Raw genomic sequence first — 25,168 nt, 5'->3', positions numbered from 1 at the left:
AAGGCGATCTGATTATCGGCGCACATGGCGCTTCGGCCATCGGCACGCTCGTCGAGCGAACCACCGGTTTCGTGATGCTGCTACACCTGCCTGGCGATCACACCGCCCAGACCGTCGCCACCGCGATGAGCGCCGCGGTCCCGCAGATCCCCGAGATCCTGCGCCGCTCGTTGACCTGGGACCGCGGCAGCGAAATGGCACTACATACCGCGATCACCGAGGCGACCGGGCTGCCGATCTACTTCGCCGATCCGCACAGTCCCTGGCAACGCGGATCGAACGAGAACACCAATGGCCTTCTGCGTCAATACTTTCCGAAAGGAACAGACCTATCAGAGCATGGCCCCGGCATCCTCGACAACGTCGCCGCAGAACTCAACGCCCGACCCCGCAAACGACACGGCTGGCTCACGCCCGCCGCCAAACTCGACGAGCTACTACGATCAGACCCGTCCGATCCTGTTGCAGCGACCGGTTGAATCCGCCGTTTCTCTCGGCGATTTTGTGGGTTCTGTCGGCTACTGTGCTGGGCGCGTCAGGGAGCTAGAGTGCGGCGGCGATCTCGTCGGCGGCCGGGTCGCCGTAGGCCTCGCCGATGCGCTTGAGCGCGAGGTCGCGATCCCAGGTCCAGTCCTGGGTGGAGACGGTCTCGAGCACCAACACGGCGATCATCGAACCGATCTGCGCGGAACGTTCGAAGCCGAGGCCTTTGTCGAGGGCGGTGAGGAAACCGGCCCGGAAGCCGTCGCCGACACCGGTCGGGTCCACCTTCTCGGTCTCCGGCACAACCGAGACGTGTGTCCTGGTGCCGTCCTTCTCCACGATCTCGACCCCGTCCTTGCCGAGCGTGGTGATCCGCACACCGACCATCTCGGCGACATCGGCCTCCGACAGGCCGGTCTTCTGCCGCAGCAGACCCCATTCGTATTCGTTGGTGAACAGGTACGTTGCGCCGTCTATCAGTGCGCGGGCTTGCTCGCCGTCGAGCCGGGCGAGTTGCTGTGAGGGGTCGGCAGCGAACGGGACGCCGAGCCGTCGGCACTCCTCGGTGTGCCGAATCATCGCCTCGGGATCATCGGCGCCGATCAACACGAGTTCCGGAGTACCGGTCCGTTCGAAGACCCCGGCCAGCGAGATCTCGCGCGCCTCACTCATCGCACCCGGGTAAAAACTGGCCAGCTGCGCCATCGCCTGGTCGGTGGTGCACATGAACCGCGCCGTGTGCTGGGTGTCGGAGATCCGTACCGACGAACAATCGACCCCGTGCGCTTCGAGCCACTGACGGTAGTCGTGGAAGTCGGCGCCGACCGCACCCACCAGTTGTGGGTCACCGCCGAGCACACCCATCGCGAACGCGATGTTGCCGCCCACCCCGCCACGTCGCACGACCAGGTCTTCCACCAGGAAGCTCAGCGAGATGTGCTCGAGGTGATCGCCGACGAGCTGCTCAGAGAACTTTCCGGGGAAGGTCATCAGATGATCGGTCGCGATGGAGCCACAGACAACGGTTGCCACGTGTGGAAGGCCCTTCATTCCGCAGGAGTTGGACAGCAGTCCACGCTACCCAGCCGCGCAGACGACATCGACCGCACCCCCGTGAGGCAGGAGATGCGGTCGATGTGTGAAAGGTTCGGTCGATCAGTTGAACGAGTCGCCGCAGGCGCAGCTGCCGGTCGCGTTCGGGTTGTCGATGGTGAATCCCTGCTTCTCAATGGTGTCGACGAAGTCGATGGTGGCGCCACCCACATAGGGTGCGCTCATGCGGTCCACCGCCAGGGTGACGCCGCCGAAATCGTCGGTGAGGTCACCGTCGAGGCTGCGGTCGTCGAAGAACAGCTGGTAGCGCAGTCCCGCGCACCCGCCCGGCTGAACGGCGATCCGCAACGAGAGGTCATCCCGACCTTCCTGCTCGAGCAGGCCTTTCGCCTTGGCGGCAGCTGCGTCGGTCAGAAGGACACCGGTCGTGGTGGCGGTTCCGGATTCGTTCTGAACGGTCATCGATGCTCCTGTATGTCTCGGATGGAGGTCCTGCGCTGTCGGGGTCCGACCGGGCCGAAGTCAACTCCGGCCCACTGTTGGGCCACGTGCTCGCTTCAACGGTACCTCGTCCGACTCTATTCCTGCCGAATCGGCGGTCCCGGCACACCGTCAGTGGTTCGTCTCCGGCTCGCGATGACCGCGTCGGTGGTGAAGATGGCCAGCGCGATCCAGACGATCGCGAACCCGGCCCATCGTTCCGGCGGCATGGGCTCGTCGAGGATCGCCACACCGATCATCAGCTGCATCGTCGGGGTGACGAACTGGGCGATGCCGAGCACCACGAGCGGCACCCGGCGCGCGCCCGCCGCGAACAACATCAATGGCGCGGCCGTCACCACACCGGCCATGGCAAGCAGGACCGCATGACCGGGTCCGGCCGAACCGAACGTCAAGCCGGTGGTGAGCGCCACCACCACCAGTTGTCCGATCGCCAGCGGGGCCAGCCACAACGACTCGCACGTCAGTCCACTGGTGACGTCGACGTCTGCGCCGATCGTCTTCTTCACCAACCCGTAGAACCCGAACGAGAACGCCACGCCCACGGCCAACCATGGGAACGCGCCGTACCCCAGCACGATGACGAGCGTCGCCAGCACCGCCAATACCACCGCGACCCACTGCAGCGGCCGCAGCCGTTCCCGCAACACCAGCACGCCGAGGATCACGGTCACGATCGGGTTGATGAAGTACCCCAGACTCATCTGGATCACGTGGCCGGTGTACGTGGCGATCACGAAGATTTGCCAGTTCAGGTAGATCAGCACCCCGGCCAACGCGGTCGCGCCCAGCAGTCGTGGCTGTCGCAGGATCCCACGCAGCCGGGGCCAACCGCCCGAGAGCGGGACCAGCACCGCGTAGAAGACCAGCGACAACAGTATCCGCCAGGCCACCACCTCCCACGGTCCGGTGGGTTCGAGAAGGACGAAGTACAGCGGTAGGAATCCCCACAGCGCGTAGGCACCGAGGGCGCAGAGGGCGCCGGTCAGATGGTCGCTCGAGCGCCGCGCGGATCGGTCGGAGGCAGTGAGGGCCGCATCGCCGCTCACGGCCGGTCACGCACCGCGCGACCCGCGTTCGACATCCCCCTCCGACCACTGCGCCGCAACCTGCTCTGCGAGTCGAGTCAACTGATGGTCGGCGTCGTTCATCGCCACCTCCACCGAACCGGCGATGTCGACGATGGCATGCGCACCGGCGATCCCGGCCGCAGCGATCTCATCCGACGTCAACGCCACCTGACCGGCGAACACCACTGTCGGAATTCCGGCCGCGGTCGCAGCTGCGGTGAGGGCGGCGACCACCTTGCCGCGCAGCGTCTGCGAGTCGAACTTCCCTTCGCCGGTGATCACCAAGCCCGCGGCCTCGACATCCGCGGCGCGGCCGGTCGCATCGGCCACCACGGTCGCACCGGAGATCCGTCGTGCGCCCAGCGCGAGCAGAGCGGCCCCGAGGCCGCCCGCGGCTCCCGCACCTTCCTCCACCGAGATATCTCGGCCGGCGATGGTGGTCAGTGTCGCGTTGTGATCGGTCATCCGGCGTTCGAGGAGCTCGACTGTGGCGGGGTCGGCGCCTTTCTGCGGCCCGAAGACCGACGCCGCTCCCCACTGCCCGAGCAACGGGTTCTCCACGTCCGACGCCGCCACCAGAGACACGTCGGCCAATCGCGCCGCCGCCTCCCGAGCACCGCCGAGCGCGTCGATCATCCCGCGTCCACCGTCGGTGGTCGCCGACCCACCCAGACCAACCACAATCGTCGCCGCGCCCGCGCCGAGTGCTTCGACCATCAGTTCGCCGACCCCGGTGGTGTCTGCTGACACCGCGGTACGCGGCGTCGGCCGGCCCCCGAGTTGATGGAGCCCACACGCCTGCGCGCATTCGATGTAGGCGACCGGACGCGACTCGGAATCGTCGAGCAGCCACCGGGCATCGACCGCCGCGCCGAGTGGGCCGGCCACAGTCGCGGTGCGCATGGTCCCCAGACGCGAGGCCAAGACGTCCACGAAGCCCGGTCCACCGTCGGATTGCGGAGCGCAACGCACGTCGTCGGCCGGTCTGGCAGCAGACCATCCTCGCGCGATGGCCCGGCTCGCCGCCACCGCCGACAGCGTGTCCCCGAACGAGTCCGGTGCGATCAGTACGCGCATGTCGCCTGCCGAAACGGTTGCTGTCCGAGGCGTGCTCTCATGCGCACGAAGTATAGGGAGGTCGGCAAACCTCGGCAGCACGGAATCGCCTAGGCTCGATGGTGTGAAGTTGCCATGGAAGTCAGACGACGACGCCGCCACGAGCACCGACGATGCGGCGTCCGAGGCCACCGAAGCCGGTGCATCCCTCACCGAAGAACCCGACTCCAAAGGCAGCGCCTATACCCCGGGCAAAGGCCGCGCGACCCCGTCGCGACGCCAGGCCGAAGGCCGACGACGCGGCCCGGTGGCACCGCCGCCCACCAACCGCTCGGAAGCACGTGCGCGCAAGAAGGCCCTGAAGTCGACGCTGTCGAAGGACGAGAAACGCAAACTCGCCGACGATCGACGCACACAGCGCAACGAACAGCGCGAGAAGATGATGGCCGGTGACGAGCGGTACCTGATGCCGCGCGACAAGGGTCCGGTGCGCCGTTTCGCGCGCGACATCGTCGACTCCCGCCGCAATTTCGCGGGCCTGTTCATGCCGTTCGCGATCGCACTGATCGTGGTGATGTTCGTCCCGCAGCTCGCGGTCTACGCCAACATGGTGCTGCTGGTGTTCGTGCTGTTCATGGCCATCGACGCCGTGGTCCTCGGTCGGCTGGTGAACCGCCGTGTCCGAGAGCGCTATCCCGACACCGATTCCTCGCAGACCGGCTTTCGGCTGGGCTGGTACTCCTTCACCCGTGCCATGCAGTTGCGGATGATGCGTGCCCCCAAACCGCAGGTGTCGCCGGGCGACGAGGTCTGATCGGTGGTGTCACGGGGGTCCTCGCCCGGTGAGGTGAACTCGCAGCCCACTCGCGCCGGCGTGCGCACTCTCGTCCTGGGTGGGGTGCGATCGGGCAAGTCCGGGCACGGTGAGTCGCTGCTGCGCGCGCACACCGAGGTCCGATATCTCGCCACCGGTCCAACCACATCGACCGACGCCGAGTGGGTGGCACGTGTCGCCGCGCACCGCCAACGGCGCGATGAGCGGTACACGACTCTCGAGACCATCGACATCGGCGGCGCGCTGCGATCCGACCCGCACACCCCGACGCTGATCGACGACCTCGGGGCGTGGCTCGCCGCCGAACTCGACGAACTCGGCGGATGGGGTCCCGAACCGGTGGACCTAGCCGAGTTGCGCGCCACCCTGTGTGCCGCGATCGCGTCGTTCACCGGCGACCTGGTGATCATCAGCCCCGAGGCCGGGTTGTCGCTGGTGCCACCCACCCCTGCCGGACGCCGCTTTCAGGACGAACTCGGCACGCTCAACGAGGCTGTCGCCGCCGCGTGTGATCGGGTGGTGCTGGTCGTCGCGGGGCGCGTGGTCGAGTTACCCGCCACCGCCGCAGCCGCCGCGCCGACCCCGGTCACCCCCGTCGTCTCCTCCCCACCCTCCCCACATGCCCCTCGGCCGGCACCCGGCCGACCGGAACGCACGAAGCCTGAAACCCCAGCCGAACCCGGTGCGAATCCCACGACGGCAGCACAGAAGTCGAGTTCGGTCGACCCCACCGATGCCGAGGTCTTCGAAACCGTGGCCACTCCGGATCTCGGCATCGCGCGCGCGGCCAGGGAACGGCACCTCACCCTGACCAAACCGGCCGGCTCGCTGGGCCGTATGGAGGACATCGGGGTGTGGCTGGCGTCGTGCCAAGGCGTGTGTCCGCCGCGTCCGCTCAGCGCGCCGACGGTTGCGGTGTTCGCCGGCGACCACGGTGTCGCCCGTTCCGGGGTCTCGGCCTTCCCGCCAGAGGTGACTGCCCAGATGGTCGCCAACATCGCCGGTGGCGGCGCGGCCGTGAACGTACTGGCCCGACGTTCCGGCGCCACGGTGCATGTGTTCGACATGTCCGTCGACGCCGACACCGCACCCGATGTGTCCCGGTTCAAGGTGCGCCGCAGCAGCGGCGATCTCACCACCACCGACGCGTTGTCTCTCGCCGAGGCCCGCACGAGCCTCGCGGCCGGACGGGCGATCGCCGACGAACTGGTGGATTCGGGTGCTGATCTGCTGATCGGCGGCGAGATGGGCATCGGCAACACCACCCCCGCGACCGTGCTGATCGGCACGCTGTCGCGCCGTGAACCCGTAGAGATCGTGGGACGGGGCACCGGAATCGACGACGCCGGATGGATTCGCAAGACTGCGGCGATCCGCGACGGGATGCGCCGCGCGCGACGCCATGTGCACGATCCGTTGTCGTTGCTGGCCTCGGTGGCCGGAGCCGACCTCACCGCGCTGGCCGGATTCCTCGCTCAGGCGGCGGTGCGCCGGACCCCCGTCATCCTCGACGGGATGGTCGTCACCGCTGCTGCGATGGTGGCTGCCGAACTCGCCCCGGGCGCATCACGGTGGTGGTTGGCCGGACACCGCTCGGTGGAACCGGCACACACCATCGCGCTGCATCATCTCGACCTCGAACCCGTGCTGGACCTGTCCATGCGCCTGGGCGAGGGCAGTGGCGCGCTGGCCGCCCTCCCCCTCGTGGCGTCGGCAGTCGACATCCTGTCCACGATGGCGACCTTCGACGAGGCGGGCGTCAGCGACCGCGACGCGTCGCCGACCGTTACCGACTCGCCGTCTGCGACAGCGCCCGGCGAGCCGTCACCCACAGCAGTCGCCGTGACCCGCTGACCGGGCGATCATGCCGTCCCCGGTCCGGGCTGTCCACGTCGCGCTGAGCTGGCTCACCGTCGTCCCACTTCCTCAGCCCGCGGTGGCGATGGACCGACGGGTGGGGGCTGCGGTGATGGCCGCGGTGCCGGTGGTCGGGGTCACCCTGGGCGCACTCGGTGCCGCGTTCGCCGCGGCGCTGTCGTTCACCGAGTTACCCACCGCGCTGATCGGGCTCCTGATCGTGGCGGCGTTGGCGCTGCTCACCAGGGGGATGCACATCGACGGCCTCGCCGACACCGCAGACGGGCTCGGCTGCTACGGGCCGCCCGACCGCGTCGTCGAGGTGATGAGGAGCGGGTCTTCGGGGCCGTTCGGCGTGGCGTCGATCGTCGTGGTGCTCGCGATTCAGGCGGTCGGGTTCGGCGCGCTGACCGACCAGCACCGTTGGTATGAACTGGCCTACGCGATTGCGCTGGGTCGACTGGTCGCCGTCATCGGTGCACGCCGCGGACTGCACCCGGCGCGTGCCGAAGGGTTCGGTGCCCTGGTCGCCGGCACGCAGCGAATGTCGATCGCCGTGTGGGCGGCCGCAGCAGTGGTGGGCGCCATCGGCGTCGGATGGCAGGCCGACGGTCTCGACTTCCCGGCGGCGGGCTGGGCAGTGGCCGTCGTCGCAGTGGTGGTGACGTTCGGCTGGTTCGGTACCGCCCACTGCGCCCGCCGGATCGGCGGTATCAACGGTGACGTCCTCGGGGCGGGAACCGAGGTGGGCGTGGCGATCGCGGTGATCGGCCTACTCATCTGAGACCGACCACCGGGCACCGACTCAGCGGCGATACAACTCCGTCATCCAGCCGTGGGTGTCGGCGAAGGTGCCCCGCTGGATGCCGGTCAGTGTGTCGCGTAACGCCTGGGTGACCTCGCCGGCCGCGCCGTCGCCGATCAGGTAGTCCTCGGTGTCGCCCTTCACCCGGCCGACCGGCGTGATAACGGCCGCGGTGCCGCATGCGAAGACCTCGGTGATGTCGCCGGAGGCGACTCCCTTGCGCAGCTCCTCGGTGCTGATGCGACGTTCCTCGACGGTGAAGCCGGCGTCGGTGGCCAACTGCAACAACGAATCCCGGGTGATTCCCGGCAGTAACGACCCCGTCAGTTCGGGCGTCACCAGGCGGGCGTCGGCCCCGGATCCGAAGACGAAGAACAGGTTCATGCCGCCCATCTCCTCGATGTAGCGACGTTCCACCGCGTCGAGCCAGACGACCTGATCGCAGCCGTGCGCGGTTGCCTGCGCCTGCGCCAGGAATGCGGCGGCGTAGTTGCCGCCACATTTGGCGAATCCGGTGCCGCCGGGCGCAGCCCGCACGTACTCGGTGGACAGCCAGACACTAACCGGCTTGATACCGCCGGTGAAGTACGAGCCGGCCGGAGAGGCGATCACGGAGTAGATGTACTGCGCCGACGGTGCGTTGACACCGAGACCGGCCTGCGAGGCGAACATGAACGGGCGCAGGTAGAGCGCTTCCTCGCCGCCGGCGGCGGGCACCCACTCGTTGTCGGCGTCGAGCAGCACACGCAGGGAGGCGATGAAGTCGTCCACCGGCAGCGGCGGCATCGCCAGCCGCTCGGCCGAACGCTGCAGGCGCAGTCCGTTGGACTCCGGCCGGAAGGCCGCGATGGACCCGTCGGGCTGCCGGTAGGCCTTGAGCCCCTCGAACACCTCCTGGCCGTAGTGCAGCACCATGGCCGACGGGTCGAGCGCGATCGGCCCGTACGGGCGCACCTGCGCGTTGTGCCATCCGCGGTCCACGTCGTAGTCGACCATCACCATGTTGTCGGTGAAGTACTTGCCGAAACCGGGTGCGGTGAGGATCTCCGCACGACGGTTCTCCGACACCGGGTGGGGATGTTCGGTACGCGTGAACTGCAAGGTCATTGGCCAATCGTACCGCCGGGCGGCAAACGGATTACCGCGGCCGTCAACGGCGACGCCGCGCCTCAGACGTGCGAGGTGACGAACGGTGGGATGACGACTTCACATGCCAGGTCGCGACCCCGGACGTCGACCACCACCTGATCGCCCTTGCCCACCCCGGAATCGGTGGCCAACAGGGCCAACGCGATGCCCTGCTTGAGGGTCGGTGAGAACGTCCCGGAGGTGCAGACGCCGATGTCGGCACCGCCGGATTCGGCCAGAACACGGCAGTCGGCGCGCGGTACTCCCCGGCCGGTCGCCTTGAGTCCGTACAGACGTCGCGCCGGTCCGGCCGCCTTCTCGGCACTGAGCGCCTCACGCCCGACGAACTCCGGCTTCGTCCAACCGACCGCCCACCCGGTCCGCGCCTGGACCGGGCTGATCTCCGGGCTCAGTTCGTGACCGTGCAAGGCGTAGCCCATCTCGGTGCGCAGGGTGTCCCGAGCACCCAGCCCGGCCGGCGATCCACCGAGTCGCTGCACCACCGTCAGCAACGCGTCGAACACCGGGCCGGCATCGGTCCACCGCGGCAGTATCTCGAAGCCGCGTTCCCCGGTGTAGCCGGAGCGACACACCCGTACCGGCACCGCGCCGTCGGGGGTGGACAGTTCCGCGTCGGCAAACGCCATGTATTCCATCTCCGTGGGCAGCCCCAGCTCGGCCACCGCATCCGGAGACTTCGGGCCCTGCACTGCGAACACCCCGAAGTCGCGGTGCTGATCGGTGATCGTCACCCCGGCGGGCGCCGCGTCCGAGAGTTGCGCGACCACCGCCGCGGTATTCGCCGCATTCGGGATCAGAAACACCTCGTCGTCGCTGACGAGGTAGGCGATCATGTCGTCGACGACTCCACCGGAGTCGTTGCAGCACAACGTATATTGAGCTTTTCCGGGACCAATCTTGGCGAGGTCGTTGGTAAGTACCCGGTTGACGTGTTCCGCCGCTCCCGGCCCGGCCACCACCGCCTTGCCCAGATGACTCACGTCGAACAGGCCCACCGATTCGCGTACGGCTGTGTGCTCGGCGACGGTGCCCGCGTAGGACACCGGCATGTGCCAGCCACCGAAGGCCGCGAAAGTGGCACCGAGGGCAGTGTGACGGTCGGCGATCGGTCCGGCGAGAAGTTCGGTCATACCGACAACCTTAGGGTCCTCGCGGCGACAACCGCGTCGACATCGACGTCGCCGGACTCCGCGTGACCCGAGTCGACGTGACTAGAGTTGACGCCGTGAGCAAGAACGACAGCATCGACCGCGTGCGCGGCCCGGAACTGGCAGTGGCAACCTCTCTCGGCAAGTCGGATGACGCTTTGGTGATCGGTCTCATCAAGCCCGACACCGACACCGACACCGAACCGACCCTGGTCATCGGCGACGGCATCCTCGACGACGCGCAGGCCGACGCGATCGCCACGGCGGTCGGCCGACTCGGAGCGACCGGTGCGCATGGGGAGGTCACCCGTCTCCCCGCACCGGACGGACTGCCGGTGGACCTGGTGGTTGCGGTGGGGCTCGGCGAATCCGCCGACGTCGACGATGCTGAACGGCTGCGTCAGGCCGCGGGCGTGGTGATCCGCGAACTCGACGGGGTCGGCACCGTCGCCACCACGTTGTCGACGCTGCAGCTGCAACCCGTCGCCGAGGGACTCTTCCTGGGCGCCTACCGTTTCGACACCTTCCGGTCCGACAAGACCCAGCCCAAGAAGACACCCCCGACACGCATCACGCTGCTCAGCGACGACAAGGACAAGGCGACCAAGTCTGACCTCGAGCACGCCGCCGCGGTGGCCGACGCCGTGGCGATCGCACGAGACTTCGTCAATACCCCGCCCAGCCACCTCTACCCCGAGGAATTCGCCGAGCGGGCCCGCCGCCTGGGCAGTTCGGTCGGACTCAAGGTGGAGGTGCTCGACGACACCGCGCTGGAGAAGGCCGGCTACGGCGGCATCATCGGTGTCGGCAAGGGTTCCTCGCGCCTGCCGCGGCTTGTCCGACTCAGCCACGCCGGCAAGAAGGGCGCCAAGAAGGTGGCCCTGGTCGGCAAGGGGATCACCTTCGACACCGGCGGCATCTCGATCAAGCCCGCCGCCAACATGGATGCGATGACCTCGGACATGGGGGGCGCGGCCGCCGTCATCGCCGCGACGATCCTGGCCGCACGACTCGACCTCGACGTGTCGGTCACCGCCACGGTGCCCATGGCCGAGAACATGCCCTCGTCGACCGCCCAGCGCCCCGGCGACGTCCTGACCCAGTACGGCGGCACCACCGTCGAGGTCCTCAACACCGACGCCGAAGGCCGGCTGATCCTCGCCGACGCCATCGTCCGCGCGTGCGAGGACGAACCGGATTACCTCATCGACACCGCCACCCTCACCGGCGCCCAGATGGTGGCGCTCGGCGCGCGTACGCCGGGGGTCATGGGCACCGACGAGTTCCGCGATCGGGTTGCCGCGCTGTCGCGGGAGGTCGGCGAGAACGCCTGGGCGATGCCCCTGCCCACCGAGCTCCGCGCCGACCTCAAATCACGGGTCGCCGACCTCGCCAACGTGACCAATCATCGCAACGGCGGGATGCTCGCGGCCGGCATCTTCCTCAAAGAATTCGTGCCGGAGTCGGTTGCGTGGGCGCATATCGACATCGCCGGACCGGCATTCAACACCGGCGGCGCGTGGGGCTACACCCCCAAGGGCGGCACCGGCGTTCCCGTCCGGACCATCGCGCGCGTCCTCGAGGACATCGCGGCCGACGGCTGACCGCCGCACAGACAAGTCCGGCCACACCACATCTGTGTGACGCGATTTGGGTAGGGTGATCGGGGACGGTCGGCTCACCCGCCTCAGCCCGTCTCGGTGCACCGACGGCGCACACACCGCGGCGCGCAGACCAACGACAACACCTCGAGTTCAGGAGTCAACAACGATGGCCTTCTCCGTCGAAATGCCCGCCCTGGGTGAAAGCGTCACCGAGGGAACAGTGACCCGGTGGCTGAAGGAGGAGGGCGACACGGTCGAGGCCGACGAACCACTGCTCGAGGTCTCCACTGACAAGGTCGACACCGAGATCCCTGCGCCTACTTCGGGTGTGCTCACCAAGATCATCGCGCAAGAAGATGATGTGGTGGAGGTCGGCGGGGAACTCGCCCTCATCGGCGACGCCGATGAGCAGGCCGGTGACGACTCGAGCGGTGACGACTCGGCGGGTGGCGACGAGCCGACCGACGCCGGTGAACCCGAGCAGGCCGACGAGGCCCCCTCCACCGAGGCCGAGGCGCCTGCCGAGAAGCCGTCCGCGGAGTCCACCCAGGGCGGCGGGTCGGCCGAGGGCACCGATGTGGTGATGCCCGAACTCGGCGAGTCCGTCACCGAGGGCACCGTCACCAATTGGCTCAAGTCCGTCGGCGACAGCGTGGAGGCCGACGAGCCGCTGCTCGAGGTGTCCACCGACAAGGTCGACACCGAGATCCCCGCGCCGATTGCCGGCACCCTGCTCGAGATCGTCGCTCAGGAAGACGACGTGATCGAGGTCGGCGGGAAGCTCGCAGTGATCGGCGACGCGTCGGCGGCACCGACTCAGAAGTCCGAGCCCGAGCCGGAACCCGAGCCTGCGAAGACCGAGCCCGAGCCGGAGCCGGAACCGGAACCCGCGAAATCTGAGGCGAAGCCGGCCCCCGAAGAGAAGTCGGCCCCGGCCGCCGAGTCCGACACCGTCACGGTGTCGAAGGCCGATCCGGAGACAATGTCGTCGACACCGTATGTCACGCCCCTCGTCCGGAAACTGGCTGCCGAGAACGACATCGACCTGAATTCCATCAAGGGCACCGGCGTCGGCGGTCGCATCCGCAAGCAGGATGTGCTCGCGGCGGCTGAGTCGGCGAAGGCTCCCGAGCCGGCACCGGCGGCGTCACCGGCCGCGTCCGCGCCATCGGCGCCGGCGTCGTCGGCCCCGGAGATCAAGCCGGAGTTGGCCGAACTGCGCGGGACCACGCAGAAGATCAACCGCATCCGTCAGATCACCGCGAAGAAGACCCGCGAATCGCTGCAGACCAGCGCGCAGCTGACGCAGGTCTTCGAGGTGGACATGACCAAGATCGTGTCGCTGCGCAAGCAGGCCAAGGAATCCTTCAAGGCCTCCGAGGGTGTGAATCTCACCTTCTTGCCGTTCATCGCCAAGGCCGTCGTCGAGGCGCTCAAGGCGCATCCGAATGTCAACGCGTCGATCGACGAGGACCGCAAGGAGATCACCTACTACGACAAGGTGCATCTCGGCATCGCCGTGGACACCGAGCAGGGGTTGCTGTCGCCGGTCATTCACAACGCCGACGACCTGTCGATCGCCGGGTTGGCCCGCGCCATCGCCGACATCGCGGCCCGCGCCCGCAAGGGCGCCGGCGGCCTGAAGCCCGACGAGTTGGCCGGCGGCACGTTCACCATCACCAACATCGGCAGCCAGGGCGCACTGTTCGACACGCCGATCCTGGTCCCGCCGCAGGCGGCGATGCTCGGCACCGGTGCGATCGTTAAGCGTCCGGTCGTGATCACCGGCGACGACGCCTCGGAGTCGATCGCGGTGCGTTCGATGTCCTACCTGCCGTTGACCTACGATCACCGTCTGATCGACGGCGCCGACGCCGGCCGCTTCCTGACGACGATCAAGAAGCGGCTCGAGCAGGGCGGCTTCGCGGCTGATCTGGGACTCTAGGGCGAGATGCGCATCGCCGTCGCCGGCTCGCAGGGCCTGATCGGCACCGCGGTGGTCGCCGCACTGCGCGAGGCCGGCCACACGGTGGTCCGACTGGTGCGACGCGAGGCACTCGATGACGACGAGTTCAGCTGGGACCCTGAAACTTTCGGGGTCCCAGCGGAGAGTCTCAATGGCGTCGACGCGGTGATCGGCCTCGGCGGTGTCGGGGTCGGTAACCAGCGTTGGAGTGGGCGGTTCAAGCAGGAGTTGCGGGATTCCCGGATCACGCCCACCGAGGTGCTGGCCGAAGCAGTGGCCGCCGCAGGCGTGCCCACCTTTCTCAGCGCTTCGGCGACCGGGTTCTATGGCAACACCGGCAGTCACGTGGCCACCGAGGCCGACGGCGCCGGTGGCGGATTCCTCGCCGGCCTGGTCACCGACTGGGAACACGCGGCGACGGCCAACGCCGGCAGCAGTACCCGCGTGGTGCTGCTGCGGACGGCACCGGTGCTCTCGCGCCAGGGCGGTCTCTTGGGTCGGCTGCGGCCGATATTCTGGTTCGGCCTCGGCGGTCCGATCGGCAGCGGTGAGCAGTACTTCTCCTGGATCACCTTGCCCGACGAGGTACGCGCGATCGCGTTCCTGCTCGAATCCTCGATCAGCGGTCCGGTGAACCTGTGCGCCCCGGGTGCGCTGCCGTTCGGTGAGTTCGCCTCGGCCGTGGGCCGCTCGATGCATCGTCCGACAGTCCTGAAGGTGCCTGCCTTCGCGGCGAAGGCGGTGGGCGGCGAGATGGCCGAGGAAATGATTCTGTTCAGTCAGCGCGTTGCACCTGACGTGCTCACCGAACATGGATTCTCATTCCGCCATCCCGACATCGACACCGCACTCGGATACGTCAATGCGTGAGGGTTCGATCCGCGCCTCGAGCGATCCGATCGAGGTCCGACTACTCGACGGACTCGTCGACTACCGCACCGCGTACGACCTGCAGCATCAACTGGCCGGTGACCGTGCCGACGGAGTCCTCGACCACGACGTGTTGTTGCTGCTCGAGCACGCCTCGATCTATACCGCGGGCAAACGAACAGAGGACGCCGACCGACCGACCGACGGATCGCCGGTCATCGACGTCGACCGGGGTGGCCGCATCACCTGGCATGGGCCGGGGCAATTGGTCGGCTACCCCATCGTGAAGCTCGCGGAACCCCTCGATGTGGTCGAGTACGTCCGTCGCCTGGAAGAAGCACTGATCACCGTCTGCGCAGATCTCGGTGTCGCGACGACCCGCGTCGAGGGTCGGTCAGGTGTGTGGGTTGTCGACACGCCTGCGAGCGTCACGAAGGCCGACGAACGCAAACTCGGTCAGATCGGCATCCGCGTCGCCCGCGGCGTCGCATTGCACGGCTTCGCACTCAACGTCGATCCCGACATGTCCGCCTTCGACGCGATCGTCCCGTGCGGCATCGCCGACGCCGGCGTCACCTCGCTGGCCCGCGAACTCGGCAGACCACTGGGCCTCGACGCGTTCATAGATCCTGTCGCCGCGGCCATCACCAACGCACTCGACCACGACCATCGCGCCCCGGATGCCCTGAGCACCACGGGCGTAGCATCGGAGCAGTGACTGTGTCCTCATCCACCGACCACACGACCGCCGCCAACGGTTCCTCGGCCACCCCCGAGCCGGCCGGCCGCAAACTGCTCCGCCTCGAGGTGCGCAACGCGCAGACCCCCATCGAGCGCAAGCCGAACTGGATCAAGACCCGCGCAACCATGGGGCCCGAGTACACCGAACTCAAGGGCTTGGTGAAACGCGAAGGCCTGCATACCGTCTGCGAAGAGGCCGGCTGTCCCAACATCTACGAGTGCTGGGAGGACCGCGAGGCCACCTTCCTCATCGGCGGTGAACAGTGCACGCGTCGCTGCGACTTCTGCCAGATCGACACCGGCAAACCCGCCGAACTCGACCGCGACGAACCGCGTCGCGTCGCCGAGAGCGTCCAGGCGATGGGTCTGCGCTACTCCACCATCACCGGTGTCGCCCGCGACGACCTGCCCGACGAGGGCGCGTGGCTCTACGCCGAAACCGTACGGGCCATCCACCGCCTCAACCCGGGCACCGGTGTGGAGAACCTGATCCCCGACTTCCACGCCCAACCCGATCTGCTGGCCGAGGTGTTCGAGGCCCGTCCCGAGGTCCTGGCGCACAACCTGGAGACCGTGCCGCGCATCTTCAAGCGCATCCGACCGGCGTTTCGGTACGAGCGGTCGCTCGACGTGCTCACCCAGGCCCGCGACTTCGGACTGGTCACCAAATCCAACCTGATCCTCGGGATGGGCGAGACGCCAGAAGAGGTGCAGTCGGCCATCGTCGACCTGCACGAGGCCGGTTGCGACATCCTCACCATCACCCAGTACCTGCGCCCCTCGCCGCGGCACCACCCGGTCGAGCGGTGGGTCAAGCCCGAGGAGTTCGTCGACCACTCCGAGTTCGCCACCGAGGTCGGCTTCGCCGGGGTGATGGCCGGACCGCTGGTCCGCTCGTCCTACCGCGCGGGACGGCTCTACGCGCAGGCCATGGCACATCGCGGCCGTGACCTGTCCCCCGCGCTGGCGCACCTCGCCGACGAGGGTTCGGCCAGCCAGGAGGCATCCAGCCTACTCACCCGCCTCGCCGGCAGGTAACCGGGCTCGACACCGGCCCCTGGGTTCGTCCCTCGGCCATCTCCGCCTCCGCGGCGTCCGGAGGACCTGCGTACCACGTGCGGAGGAACCCTTGCGAGGGGTGGTGGCGTGGCGCCGTAAACTGGGCTCCATGGCAAAGGCGCAAGACAAAGAGGCGAAAGCCGCGGCGAAGAAGGCTCGGAAGCAGGCGTCGAAGGAACGTCGCCAGCAACTGTGGCAGGCCTTCCAGATGCAGCGGAAGGAAGACAAGCGGCTGATCCCGTACATGGTCGGCCTGTTCGTGCTCATCGTCGCCATTTTCGTCGGGCTCGGCCTGCTGTTCGGTTCGGTGTGGTTGCTGTTGCCCCTCGGTATCGTCCTGGGCCTGCTCGCCGCGTTCATCCTCTTCGGCCGTCGCGTGCAGCGCACCGTCTACACCCGGGCCGAAGGCCAGCCGGGAGCCGCCGGTTGGGCGTTGGGCAACATGCGCGGCCAATGGCGGGTGAAGCAGGCCGTCTCGGGCAACGCCCATCTCGACGCCGTCCATCGGGTCATCGGCAAGCCGGGTGTCATCCTCGTCGGCGAGGGTTCGGCCGCCCGCGTCAAACCCCTGCTCGCCCAAGAGAAGAAGAAGGCCGCGCGGGTCGTCGGCGACACCCCTATCTACGAGATCGTGGTGGGCAACGACGACGGGCAGATCCCGCTGAACAAGCTCGAGCGCCACATCAACAAGCTGCCCAAGAACATCGACGGCAAGCGGATGGAGACCCTCGAGGGTCGGTTGTCGGCGCTGGGCGGACGCAATCCGCAGGGGCCGGGCATGCCCAAGGGCCCGATGCCCGGCAACGCAAAGGTCCGCGGGATGCAGCGCACCGCGCGGCGTAAGGGCTGATCCGCGGGGCGTGCGGTCACCCACGCGCCGTCACGTGGCCTGTGCCTGATCCAACACGTAGAAGACGAAACCGCCCGGGTCTCTGTAGGCGGCGATCGAACCGTCCGGGATCTCCGACGGCTCCGCGACGACGCCGAGTTCACTCGGCCGGTCGGCGTGAAAAGCGGCGACGCTGTCGATTGCGAACACCGGACCGCTCGGGGCATCCGGGTCGGCTGCGTCCAGCATGATCCCGACATCGGAATCGGGCAGCGCGAGCGTCACAGTCATATCGCCTTCTCGCCACTTTTTCGACGAAGCCCAATCCGTCGCGATACAGGCTCAGCGAGGCCTGTAGGTCGCGCGTCGGAGCCAGTAAGAATTCCAGCTTCATAGTGGTTTCCGGTATCGACCTCGGCCAAGGGCCGATTGGTGCTGTCTGCGGTCGAACTGTTCGGCGCCCGACCGTATGCAGAGGTCACCGTGGGTGATCTCGCCGGGGCCGCCGACGTCACCACGGGGGCCCTGTATCACCATTTCCAGAACAAGCTCGGCCTCTACCGGGTGGTGCGCACCGATGTCGAGCAACGACTGCTGGACCGCATGACGGGCGCGGCGGCCGGTCGGGACTCGTTCCGGCTACGACAGGCGCTCGTGGTCGGGTTCGACTTCGCCGTCGACAACGAGGTTCACGCGCATTCTCGGCGAAGCGGCGCCCTACGCCGACGAAGACCGCGTGGCGGAGTTCCTGTCCGACATCACGCGTGGCGGAACGAGCACCGGCCGAGTCCTCGCCGCGACGTGGCGGGCCTCGGTCCTGACGGTCACCGACGCCGAGTCGGCGGCGGAGTCGCGAGAGGTGCTCGCGCGCTTGGGCGCGGCCTTCTGACGGGCGGCCGGTGGCCCTTTACGAGGTGGCACCGGCGCCCATCACCTGGCTCATCGGCTCCGGACCAATGCCGTGCCGGTGGCGCGATCGTGCAGAGCACGCCCGTTGTAGTCGTTGATCAGCGCCGGCACCAGGAACACGATCAGCACCTGCCGACCGAGAGCTCGCAGGATGCCGACCGCGGCAACAGGGACCTCGCCGGTCACCTCCGCCTCGGTCCGATCGGGTCCGTAGTCGACGCGCGCCACCCGAAGGCCGACAGCGAACTGCCCTGGAGTGAAGCCGAACAGCGTCAGCGACACCACTCCCAGCACGAACCACACGAACAACACCGTCGTGCCCAGATTCGGCGAGTCGAACGAGACGAACAGCAGTGAAACCCCACCGGCCAGAATCCAATCCACACCGAGTCCCAGGGTCCGCAGCCAGCCACCGGCCAGGGATCCGGGTCCCGACTCCGGTAGGCCCAAATCCTGCCCACGGTAGTCGCCACCGCCGCCCGGACCGATCTGTGGTCCCGACAGCCACGTTCCCGTTGCGCGGCCCATCAGAACCACTCCCCCACACCGGGCGTGGGCGAATGATCGGACGGAGTCGGTACGCGCATGTTCTCCATGGTATCGGCCCGTGTGTGCCGACCTCCCCGACGACCGTTCGCGACGATTCGGGGAGTTGCGTGGTGCGTCGGGGACGGGCATGGCATTGTTGCGATGCGGGACACCCGTGTTGTCGAGGCATCAAGGGCGTGTAACACAGGAGAAACATGCCCTTGACGGCTAGGCAACCTCGCGTCCATACGGTTCCAGCTGAGATCCGGCGCTGCATCTCGTGGTGCGGCGGATTGAGTCGGGCCAGGTCGCTGGCCACCCGAACAAGTTAAGGAGTCACCGCACGGTGTACAGCAGCAAAGAAGAACTACTCGAGGGCATCAAGAAAGAAGGTGTCGAGTACGTCGACATCCGCTTCTGCGACCTGCCCGGTGTGATGCAGCACTTCTCGATCCCGGCCTCGGCGTTCACCGAGGACGTGTTCGAGGACGGCCTCGCCTTCGACGGCTCGTCGGTTCGCGGCTTCCAGTCGATCGACGAGTCGGACATGATGCTGCTACCCGACCCGGCCACTGCGCGGATCGATCCGTTCCGCAAGGCCAAGACGATGAACATCAGTTTCTTCGTCCACGACCCCTTCACCCGTGAGGCCTACAGCCGCGACCCGCGCAACGTCGCCCGCAAGGCCGAGGACTACCTGGCCTCCACCGGCATCGCCGACACCTGCTTCTTCGGCGCCGAGGCCGAGTTCTACATCTTCGACGGCGTCTCCTTCGGATCGGAGATGAACGGCACCTTCTACGAGGTCGAGTCGGAATCGGGCTGGTGGAACACCGCCTCGCCGACCGACCCGGACGGCAGCCCGAACCTCGGCTACAAGGTCCGCCCGAAGGGTGGCTACTTCCCGGTCGCGCCGTACGACCACTACGTGGATCTGCGCGACGAGATGTCGACCAACCTGCAGAACGCCGGTTTCGAGCTCGAACGCGGCCACCACGAGGTCGGCACCGGCGGCCAGGCGGAGATCAACTACAAGTTCAACACCCTGCTGCACGCGGCCGACGACGTGTTGCTGTTCAAGTACATCATCAAGAACACCGCGTACGCGAACGGCAAGACCGTCACCTTCATGCCGAAGCCGCTCTTCGGCGACAACGGCTCGGGCATGCACGCCCACCAGTCGCTGTGGAAGGACGGCAAGCCGCTGTTCCACGACGAGGCCGGCTACGCGGGTCTGTCGGATCTGGCGCGCTACTACATCGGCGGCATCCTGCACCACGCGCCGTCGCTGCTGGCCTTCACCAACCCGACGGTGAACTCCTACAAGCGCCTGGTCCCGGGTTACGAAGCCCCGATCAACCTGGTCTACAGCCAGCGCAACCGCAGCGCCTGCGTGCGTATCCCGATCACCGGCAACAACCCGAAGGCCAAGCGCCTCGAGTTCCGCTGCCCGGACAGCTCGGGCAACCCGTACCTGGCGTTCGCGGCGATGATGATGGCCGGCCTCGACGGCATCAAGAACAAGATCGAGCCGCACGAGCCGGTCGACAAGGACCTCTACGAGCTCCCGCCAGAGGAGGCCAAGAGCATCCCACAGGCGCCGACCTCGCTGTCCGCGGTCATCGACAAGCTCGAAGAGGATCACGAATACCTCACCGCCGGTGGCGTGTTCACCGAGGACCTGATCGAGACCTGGATCGCGCTCAAGCGTGAGAACGAGATCGAGCCGGTGCAGATCCGTCCCCATCCGTACGAGTTCTCGCTCTACTACGACTGCTGAGCGCAGCACCTGCGCAGCACGCCTGACGCGAAGGGCGGCCGGGATATCACCCGGCCGCCCTTCGCCGTCTGCGCAGCTCAACATTCACGTGATTGACGTCACGTTAAGGCCTTTGTACCCTGCCGTTTCACTCCGATTCGATTTAAGTTGAGGACATGAGCCGCACCAGATTCGTCGAAGACCTCACTCCGGGCGACCGCATCAGCGTCAACGGCATCCGAGCCGTCGTCCGCACGCCCGCGACCCGGACCGCCACCGATCAGCTCCTGCTGGAGCTCGTCACCAGCTCCGACGACGACCGCAGCGAGATCCTGCTCGACTCCGGCGCCAAAGTCGAAATCTTGTAGTCACCGAATATCGGTGTCGCCGTGACCCGGCGCGATTAGTCTGCGTTCAGGAGGTGTCATGGACATCGGGAGTCTGATCGCAGCACTGCTACTCGGTTTCGTGTGTGGAGCCATCGCCCGCGCGTTGGTCCCCAACGACGCATTCAAGGCGATGAGCGGATGGAAGTCCTGGGCGGCTTCCACCGTCTTGGGTCTACTGGGCGCCCTGCTGGGTTATTGGATCTTCACCGGCCTGCTGGGCATCGGCGATGAGGACAAGTTCGACTGGGGCGGCATCATCGGTGCCCTGATCGGCTCGGTCATCGTCGTCGCGGTCGGTTCGGCAATCCTCAAGCGCACCGGCACCGGTCGTCGCGTCTGATCGTGACCTGATTCACCGGTCGAGCCGTCCGGCTCGATCGTTGCGCGTCGGCGTCGTTCTGGCGACGACACGGTCGAGCAGGCCGGCGAATGCTGCAGGTGCCAGGCCTGCGGACACTAGGATGACGTCATGATCCGCATTCTGGTGCGCACGCTCACCTATCTCATCTCCGCGGCGATCGGGTTGCTCGTCGCGACCTGGATCCTCGACGACATGACCGTCCACTTCGCGGGGTTCCTCATCGCCCTGGCGGTTTTCGCCGCCGCACAGTTGATCCTGAGCCCGTTCATCACCAAGTTCGTCCACCGCAACGCCGAGGCGTTCATGGGCGGAGTGGGTCTGGTCTCCACCTTTGTGGCATTGCTGTTGGCGACGCTGCTGGGCGGCAACGGGATAGAGATCAGTGGCGTCGAAACCTGGATCGCCGCAACCGTCATCGTCTGGCTGGTGACCGCGGCCGCGACCCTGGTGGTCCCCTACCTGCTGGTGAAGGGAGGGATCACCAGCGCTCGGGAGAACCGCGCGGATTCCACGAATTAGTGTCCCGCCAGCTCGGCGAACATCTGTTCGTTGTGCTCGAACGCCCGGACCGCCTCATCGAGGAGGATGCGCACCTGGTGGTCGTCGAGCGGTAGGCCATCCAGGGTGTCCCGGTACGTGTCTTTGTAGCGCTTGAGCTTGTCGATCTCGTCGAAAACGTAGAAGCTCAGCGCGTCGTCGGTCAGCCCGTAGTGCAATTTCATCCGACTGCGGATCACCTGTCCGCCACTGAGATCACCGAGGTACCTGGTGTAGTGGTGGGCGACGAATCGGACCGGATCGGTGCGAGTCCGCTCGATCGCAGCCACATACGCGGTCACCCCGGGCAACGGAGTGATCGTGGTCGGGTCCACGCCGAGTGCCGCCAAGTCGGCCGTCAGGCGCGGCAGCCGGCGCAACCGCTCGTCGACCACCGCTCCGGCGACCTCGTCGCCGGAGAGTTCGTCACCGACCGATTCCAATGCGCGATAGATGAAATAGAGCTGCACCGCCATCCGTAGGTACCCGGCGGCGTCGAGACGTCCCGACATCAGATCGTCGACGAAATGCGCTCGTTCGGCGCGATCGTGGGCCACCGCGGTTGCTGAACGCAGACCCACGGACACCGACTGTGCGTTGTGCCCGCTCATGCGCCGAACACCTTGCGCACCACGACCTTCGCTCTACGCGTCACCCGCAGGTAATGCTCAAGGAACTCCGCGGCCTGGTCTTCGGGCCACCCCGCGGCGTAGGCAACCGCACGCAGCTGGCTGCCGGGGGCCGGCAATTGATCGACCGGTTTGCCCCGTACCAGCACCAGCGCATTGCGCGCCTGGGTGGCCGTGAGCCACGCTTCCTTCAACTGCGCCACGTCGTTCTCGCCGAGCAGTTCCACCGCCCCAATGGCGTCCAACGATTGCAGGGTGGACGTGTTGTGCAGCGACATGTAGCGATGCGCGTGACGCAACTGCAGGAGCTGGACCGTCCATTCGACGTCGGCCAGGCCGCCTCGACCCAGTTTGGTGTGCGTCGCCGGGTCGGCACCGCGCGGGAGCCGTTCGGCGTCCACGCGCGCCTTGATCCGGCGGATCTCCTTCACCGCATCCGCCGACACCCCACCCTCGGGGTAGCGGATACGGTCGGCCATGTGCAGGAAGTCGACACCGAGCTGATCGTCGCCGGCAACCTGATGCGCCCGGAGCAGCGCCTGGATCTCCCAGGGTTGTGCCCACTGGTCGTAATACGCCGCATACGCCGCGAGCGTCCGCACCACCGGCCCGTTACGACCCTCCGGACGCAACCCGGTGTCGACCTCGAGCGGCGGGTCCTCACTGGGCGACCCCAGCATCGATCGGACCTTCTCCGCGATCGTCTGCGCCCATCGCACTGCGGCCGACTCATCGGCGTTCGGTTGCGGCTGGCAGACGAACAGAACATCGGCGTCGGACCCGTAGCCCAGCTCTCCCCCGCCGAGCCGGCCCATACCGATCACCGCGATCCGCGCGGGCGCGGGTTCACCGCGGTCGCGTTCGGACTGCGCGATCGCCACGCTCAGTGCCGCGTTCAGCACCGCCGCCCACACACTCGACAGGGCCGCGCACACCGCCGGCACATCCATCAGTCCCAGGATGTCGGCTGAGGCGATCCGCGCGAGTTCGAACCGTCGATGCGAACGAGCCACCGCCACCGCACGTTTCAGGTCGGTTTGCCGCACCGTCGACGCGATCAGCCCCTTGGCGACGTCTTCTGGTCGCACGTCGCACAGTTTGGGTCCGTTGGCGCCGTCGGAATAGAGGTGGATGACCTCCGGCGAACGCATCAGCAGGTTCGCGATGTACTCCGAGGTGCCCAGGACGTGCATCAACCGCTCGGCGACCACACCGTCGTCGCGCAGCAGGCGGATGAACCATTCGGCGTCGTCCATCACGTCGCACAGCCGCCGATAGTTCAGCAGGCCGGCATCGGGATCGGGGGTGTTGCCGATCCACTCCAGCAAAGACGGCAGGATGAGCAGTTGGATCTGGCCCCGTCGCCCGGGCGACGACGCCAGCGCGCGGATGTGACTCAGTGCGCGTTCGGGTTTCGCGTAGCCGAGGGCGGACAGCCGAAGCTCAGCCGACTTGTCGGACAACGTCAGTTCGTCGGTGTTGAACCGGGTGGCCGCCTCCAACAGCGGACGGTAGAAGAGCTTCTCGTGCAAGCGACGGATACGGGCCTTCTGCCGGGTCAGTTCCTCGCGCAACACGGTGGTGGCGTCTTTGTCACCTTCTGGGCGGATGTGCGCCGCCCGCGCCAGCCACCGCATGTTGCCGGTGTCCTCGAAGGCGGGCAACAGGTGTGTCCGCGACAGGCGTTGCAGTTGGAGACGATGTTCGAGGGCACGCATGAACTGATAGGACGCATTGAGATTGGCGCCGTCGTCGCGACCGACGTAGCCGCCGGCTGTGAGGGCGGTCAGCGCGTCCACGGTGGCCTTCTCGCGGATGTCCTCGTCGACACGTCCGTGCACCATCTGCAGCAACTGCACCGCGAACTCGACGTCGCGGAGACTGCCGCTGCCGAGTTTGAGGTTGCGTTCACGCAATTCCTCGGGCACCAGCGATTCGACGCGCCGTCGCATCGCCTGCACCTCCGGAACGAAATCCTCCCGTTCGGCAGCCGTCCACACCATCGGGTTGACGGCGTCGACGTAGTCGGCGGCGAGCTGCATGTCGCCGGTCATGGCGCGCGCCTTCAACAGCGCCTGGAACTCCCAGGTCTTCGCCCATCGTCGGTAGTAGGCGACATGGGATTCCAGCGTGCGGGTCAACGCGCCCGCCTTGCCCTCGGGTCGCAGCGCCGCGTCCACGTCGAAGAACGCCAACGACCCGACGCGCATCATCTCGCCGGCGATCCGGGCGGCCACGCCGTCGGCCGGTTCGCTGACGAAAACCACGTCGACATCGCTGACGTAGTTGAGCTCACGCGCACCGCATTTGCCCATTGCGATCACGGCGAGCCGTACCGGCAGCGGGTTGTCGCCGCACACCTCGGCAATCGCGACGGCGAGCGCAGCCGTCAAGGCCGCGTCAGCGGCGTCGGCGAGAAATCCGCCGACCTCGGGCAGATAGTGAACCGGTTCGTCTTCGACTGTGGGCGCCAGATCGTGCGCGGCCAGCTCCAGCAGCAGATTCCGATACGCGATCCGCAGAGCGACCACCGCTTTGGGTCCGGTGACCGCGGCGCGATAGAGCTTGTTGCCCTGCTCGACCTCGCCGGGTTCGGCCCTGGCGTCGACCGATGCCAGCATCCGGGTATAGATCTCGTCGAGGGTGGGTAGCGTCGACGACGTCAGCAACCGCCAGCTCGCCGGTTCGGCGACGAGGTGATCGCCGAAGGCATCAGACGCCCCGAGTACCGCGAACAGGCGTCCCCGGAAGCCACGGTCGTCACGGATCAGCCGGTCGATCTCCGACCACTCGTCGGCGGAGACCACGCCTTTGATCCGCATCAACGCACGCAACGCCAGATCCGCGTCCGCCGCGCGCGACAGGGCCCAGAGCACGTCGACCGATTCGTCGTTGTTCCAACCCAACTCCGAGAGGTGGCCCGGAGCGGTGTCCTCGAGCAGCCCCAGCCGTCCCGCGCTGGGCAGGCGGCCTCGTCCACGAAGTGAAGTCACAACCCAAAACTAGCGGGCGGAGCCGACCACCTCTCAC

General features: G+C 67.3%; 25 protein-coding genes and 1 pseudogene. 16 read left to right on the top strand and 10 right to left on the bottom strand.

What is annotated here, in order from left to right; translation table 11 throughout:
• Positions 1 to 479, top strand: a 479-nt coding sequence (locus tag L1892_RS06635) for an IS30 family transposase (protein ID WP_235722772.1), incomplete at its 5' end; no start/stop codon positions are given.
• Between the two features lie 64 nt (positions 480 to 543).
• On the opposite strand, the gene L1892_RS06630 is transcribed toward L1892_RS06635, so the two are convergent.
• From L1892_RS06630 to L1892_RS06615, 4 genes are all read right to left on the bottom strand, one after another.
• Positions 544 to 1,533, bottom strand: a complete 990-nt coding sequence (locus L1892_RS06630; protein WP_235722771.1) for a carbohydrate kinase family protein — start codon at positions 1,531 to 1,533, stop codon at positions 544 to 546.
• Positions 1,534 to 1,638: 105 nt separating this feature from the next.
• Positions 1,639 to 1,998, bottom strand: coding sequence for a HesB/IscA family protein (locus L1892_RS06625; protein ID WP_235722770.1), 360 nt, complete (start codon positions 1,996 to 1,998; stop codon positions 1,639 to 1,641).
• Between the two features lie 116 nt (positions 1,999 to 2,114).
• Positions 2,115 to 3,086, bottom strand: a complete 972-nt coding sequence (gene rarD, locus L1892_RS06620) for an EamA family transporter RarD (RefSeq protein WP_235722769.1) — start codon at positions 3,084 to 3,086, stop codon at positions 2,115 to 2,117.
• A 6-nt stretch (positions 3,087 to 3,092) separates the two neighbouring features.
• A complete protein-coding gene (locus tag L1892_RS06615; RefSeq protein ID WP_235722768.1) occupies positions 3,093 to 4,184 on the bottom strand; it encodes a glycerate kinase family protein in 1,092 nt (363 codons plus the stop codon).
• 103 nt (positions 4,185 to 4,287) lie between these two features.
• Between L1892_RS06615 and L1892_RS06610 the strand changes: the two genes are divergently transcribed.
• Genes L1892_RS06610 through L1892_RS06600 form a run of 3 tightly spaced genes read left to right on the top strand, consistent with a single transcriptional unit; the run spans position 4,288 to position 7,639 of the window.
• Entirely contained in the window at positions 4,288 to 4,977 is a 690-nt protein-coding gene (locus L1892_RS06610) for a DUF3043 domain-containing protein (protein WP_235722767.1), read from the top strand.
• A gap of 3 nt (positions 4,978 to 4,980) precedes the next feature.
• Positions 4,981 to 6,852 (top strand): nicotinate-nucleotide--dimethylbenzimidazole phosphoribosyltransferase, encoded by a 1,872-nt coding sequence (cobT, locus tag L1892_RS06605; protein WP_235722766.1) that lies wholly within the window; start codon positions 4,981 to 4,983, stop codon positions 6,850 to 6,852.
• Positions 6,853 to 6,862: 10 nt separating this feature from the next.
• On the top strand, positions 6,863 to 7,639 hold the full coding sequence (locus tag L1892_RS06600; protein ID WP_235722764.1) for an adenosylcobinamide-GDP ribazoletransferase: 777 nt from the start codon (positions 6,863 to 6,865) through the stop codon (positions 7,637 to 7,639).
• Between the two features lie 21 nt (positions 7,640 to 7,660).
• On the opposite strand, the gene L1892_RS06595 is transcribed toward L1892_RS06600, so the two are convergent.
• Entirely contained in the window at positions 7,661 to 8,767 is a 1,107-nt protein-coding gene (locus L1892_RS06595) for a branched-chain amino acid aminotransferase (RefSeq protein ID WP_235722762.1), read from the bottom strand.
• 62 nt (positions 8,768 to 8,829) lie between these two features.
• Positions 8,830 to 9,939: a glycine cleavage system aminomethyltransferase GcvT gene (gene gcvT / locus L1892_RS06590; protein ID WP_235722761.1), complete on the bottom strand. Its 1,110-nt coding sequence runs from the start codon at positions 9,937 to 9,939 to the stop codon at positions 8,830 to 8,832.
• 95 nt (positions 9,940 to 10,034) lie between these two features.
• Between gcvT and L1892_RS06585 the strand changes: the two genes are divergently transcribed.
• The 6 genes from L1892_RS06585 (at position 10,035) to L1892_RS06560 (ending at position 17,047) form a co-directional block, all read left to right on the top strand.
• Positions 10,035 to 11,561, top strand: a complete 1,527-nt coding sequence (locus L1892_RS06585; protein WP_235722759.1) for a leucyl aminopeptidase — start codon at positions 10,035 to 10,037, stop codon at positions 11,559 to 11,561.
• A 166-nt stretch (positions 11,562 to 11,727) separates the two neighbouring features.
• Complete coding sequence (gene sucB, locus L1892_RS06580) at positions 11,728 to 13,506, top strand: 2-oxoglutarate dehydrogenase, E2 component, dihydrolipoamide succinyltransferase (RefSeq protein WP_235722758.1); 1,779 nt, start codon at positions 11,728 to 11,730, stop codon at positions 13,504 to 13,506.
• Between the two features lie 6 nt (positions 13,507 to 13,512).
• Positions 13,513 to 14,397 (top strand): TIGR01777 family oxidoreductase, encoded by an 885-nt coding sequence (locus L1892_RS06575; RefSeq protein WP_235722757.1) that lies wholly within the window; start codon positions 13,513 to 13,515, stop codon positions 14,395 to 14,397.
• Positions 14,390 to 15,115 carry a lipoyl(octanoyl) transferase LipB gene (lipB, locus tag L1892_RS06570; protein WP_235722756.1) on the top strand — a complete coding sequence of 242 codons (726 nt, stop codon included), beginning with the start codon at positions 14,390 to 14,392 and terminating at the stop codon, positions 15,113 to 15,115. Before L1892_RS06575 ends, lipB begins: the two co-directional genes overlap by 8 nt.
• Positions 15,116 to 15,117: 2 nt before the next feature.
• Positions 15,118 to 16,176, top strand: coding sequence for a lipoyl synthase (gene lipA / locus L1892_RS06565; RefSeq protein WP_372474975.1), 1,059 nt, complete (start codon positions 15,118 to 15,120; stop codon positions 16,174 to 16,176).
• 130 nt (positions 16,177 to 16,306) lie between these two features.
• Positions 16,307 to 17,047, top strand: coding sequence for a DUF4191 domain-containing protein (locus tag L1892_RS06560; protein ID WP_235722755.1), 741 nt, complete (start codon positions 16,307 to 16,309; stop codon positions 17,045 to 17,047).
• 30 nt (positions 17,048 to 17,077) lie between these two features.
• Here L1892_RS06560 and L1892_RS06555 read toward each other — a convergent pair whose 3' ends face one another.
• Entirely contained in the window at positions 17,078 to 17,317 is a 240-nt protein-coding gene (locus tag L1892_RS06555; protein WP_235722754.1) for a hypothetical protein, read from the bottom strand.
• Positions 17,318 to 17,458: 141 nt separating this feature from the next.
• Between L1892_RS06555 and L1892_RS25010 the strand changes: the two are divergent.
• Together L1892_RS25010 and L1892_RS06550 are read left to right on the top strand one after the other, a co-directional pair.
• Positions 17,459 to 17,578 (top strand): annotated as a pseudogene (locus tag L1892_RS25010) (helix-turn-helix domain-containing protein); the annotation flags it as partial.
• A 184-nt stretch (positions 17,579 to 17,762) separates the two neighbouring features.
• Entirely contained in the window at positions 17,763 to 17,915 is a 153-nt protein-coding gene (locus L1892_RS06550) for a hypothetical protein (RefSeq protein WP_235722752.1), read from the top strand.
• Positions 17,916 to 17,965: 50 nt separating this feature from the next.
• Here L1892_RS06550 and L1892_RS06545 read toward each other — a convergent pair whose 3' ends face one another.
• Positions 17,966 to 18,463: an RDD family protein gene (locus L1892_RS06545; protein ID WP_235722751.1), complete on the bottom strand. Its 498-nt coding sequence runs from the start codon at positions 18,461 to 18,463 to the stop codon at positions 17,966 to 17,968.
• Positions 18,464 to 18,809: 346 nt separating this feature from the next.
• Here L1892_RS06545 and glnA point away from each other — a divergent pair, with 346 nt between their 5' ends.
• The 4 genes from glnA to L1892_RS06525 all read left to right on the top strand — a co-directional run bounded on the left by glnA (position 18,810) and on the right by L1892_RS06525 (position 21,491).
• The gene (gene glnA, locus L1892_RS06540; protein ID WP_235722750.1) at positions 18,810 to 20,243 is read left to right on the top strand and encodes a type I glutamate--ammonia ligase; all 1,434 of its coding nucleotides are present in this window, start codon (positions 18,810 to 18,812) and stop codon (positions 20,241 to 20,243) included.
• 155 nt (positions 20,244 to 20,398) lie between these two features.
• Positions 20,399 to 20,590, top strand: a complete 192-nt coding sequence (locus L1892_RS06535) for a hypothetical protein (RefSeq protein ID WP_235722748.1) — start codon at positions 20,399 to 20,401, stop codon at positions 20,588 to 20,590.
• Positions 20,591 to 20,648: 58 nt separating this feature from the next.
• Positions 20,649 to 20,951, top strand: a complete 303-nt coding sequence (locus L1892_RS06530) for a GlsB/YeaQ/YmgE family stress response membrane protein (protein ID WP_235722747.1) — start codon at positions 20,649 to 20,651, stop codon at positions 20,949 to 20,951.
• A gap of 129 nt (positions 20,952 to 21,080) precedes the next feature.
• The gene (locus tag L1892_RS06525; protein WP_235722745.1) at positions 21,081 to 21,491 is read left to right on the top strand and encodes a phage holin family protein; all 411 of its coding nucleotides are present in this window, start codon (positions 21,081 to 21,083) and stop codon (positions 21,489 to 21,491) included.
• On the opposite strand, the gene L1892_RS06520 is transcribed toward L1892_RS06525, so the two are convergent.
• Positions 21,488 to 22,120, bottom strand: a complete 633-nt coding sequence (locus L1892_RS06520; protein ID WP_235722744.1) for a biliverdin-producing heme oxygenase — start codon at positions 22,118 to 22,120, stop codon at positions 21,488 to 21,490. The two genes, L1892_RS06525 and L1892_RS06520, sit on opposite strands and share 4 nt — an antisense overlap.
• Complete coding sequence (locus L1892_RS06515) at positions 22,117 to 25,131, bottom strand: bifunctional [glutamine synthetase] adenylyltransferase/[glutamine synthetase]-adenylyl-L-tyrosine phosphorylase (RefSeq protein WP_235722743.1); 3,015 nt, start codon at positions 25,129 to 25,131, stop codon at positions 22,117 to 22,119. Before L1892_RS06515 ends, L1892_RS06520 begins: the two co-directional genes overlap by 4 nt.
• Positions 25,132 to 25,168 lie beyond the last annotated feature (37 nt).

The organism is Gordonia tangerina (assembly GCF_021556435.1).
In the GTDB taxonomy this organism is placed as follows: domain Bacteria; phylum Actinomycetota; class Actinomycetes; order Mycobacteriales; family Mycobacteriaceae; genus Gordonia; species Gordonia tangerina.
This window is presented reverse-complemented; position numbering and strand designations above follow the sequence as displayed.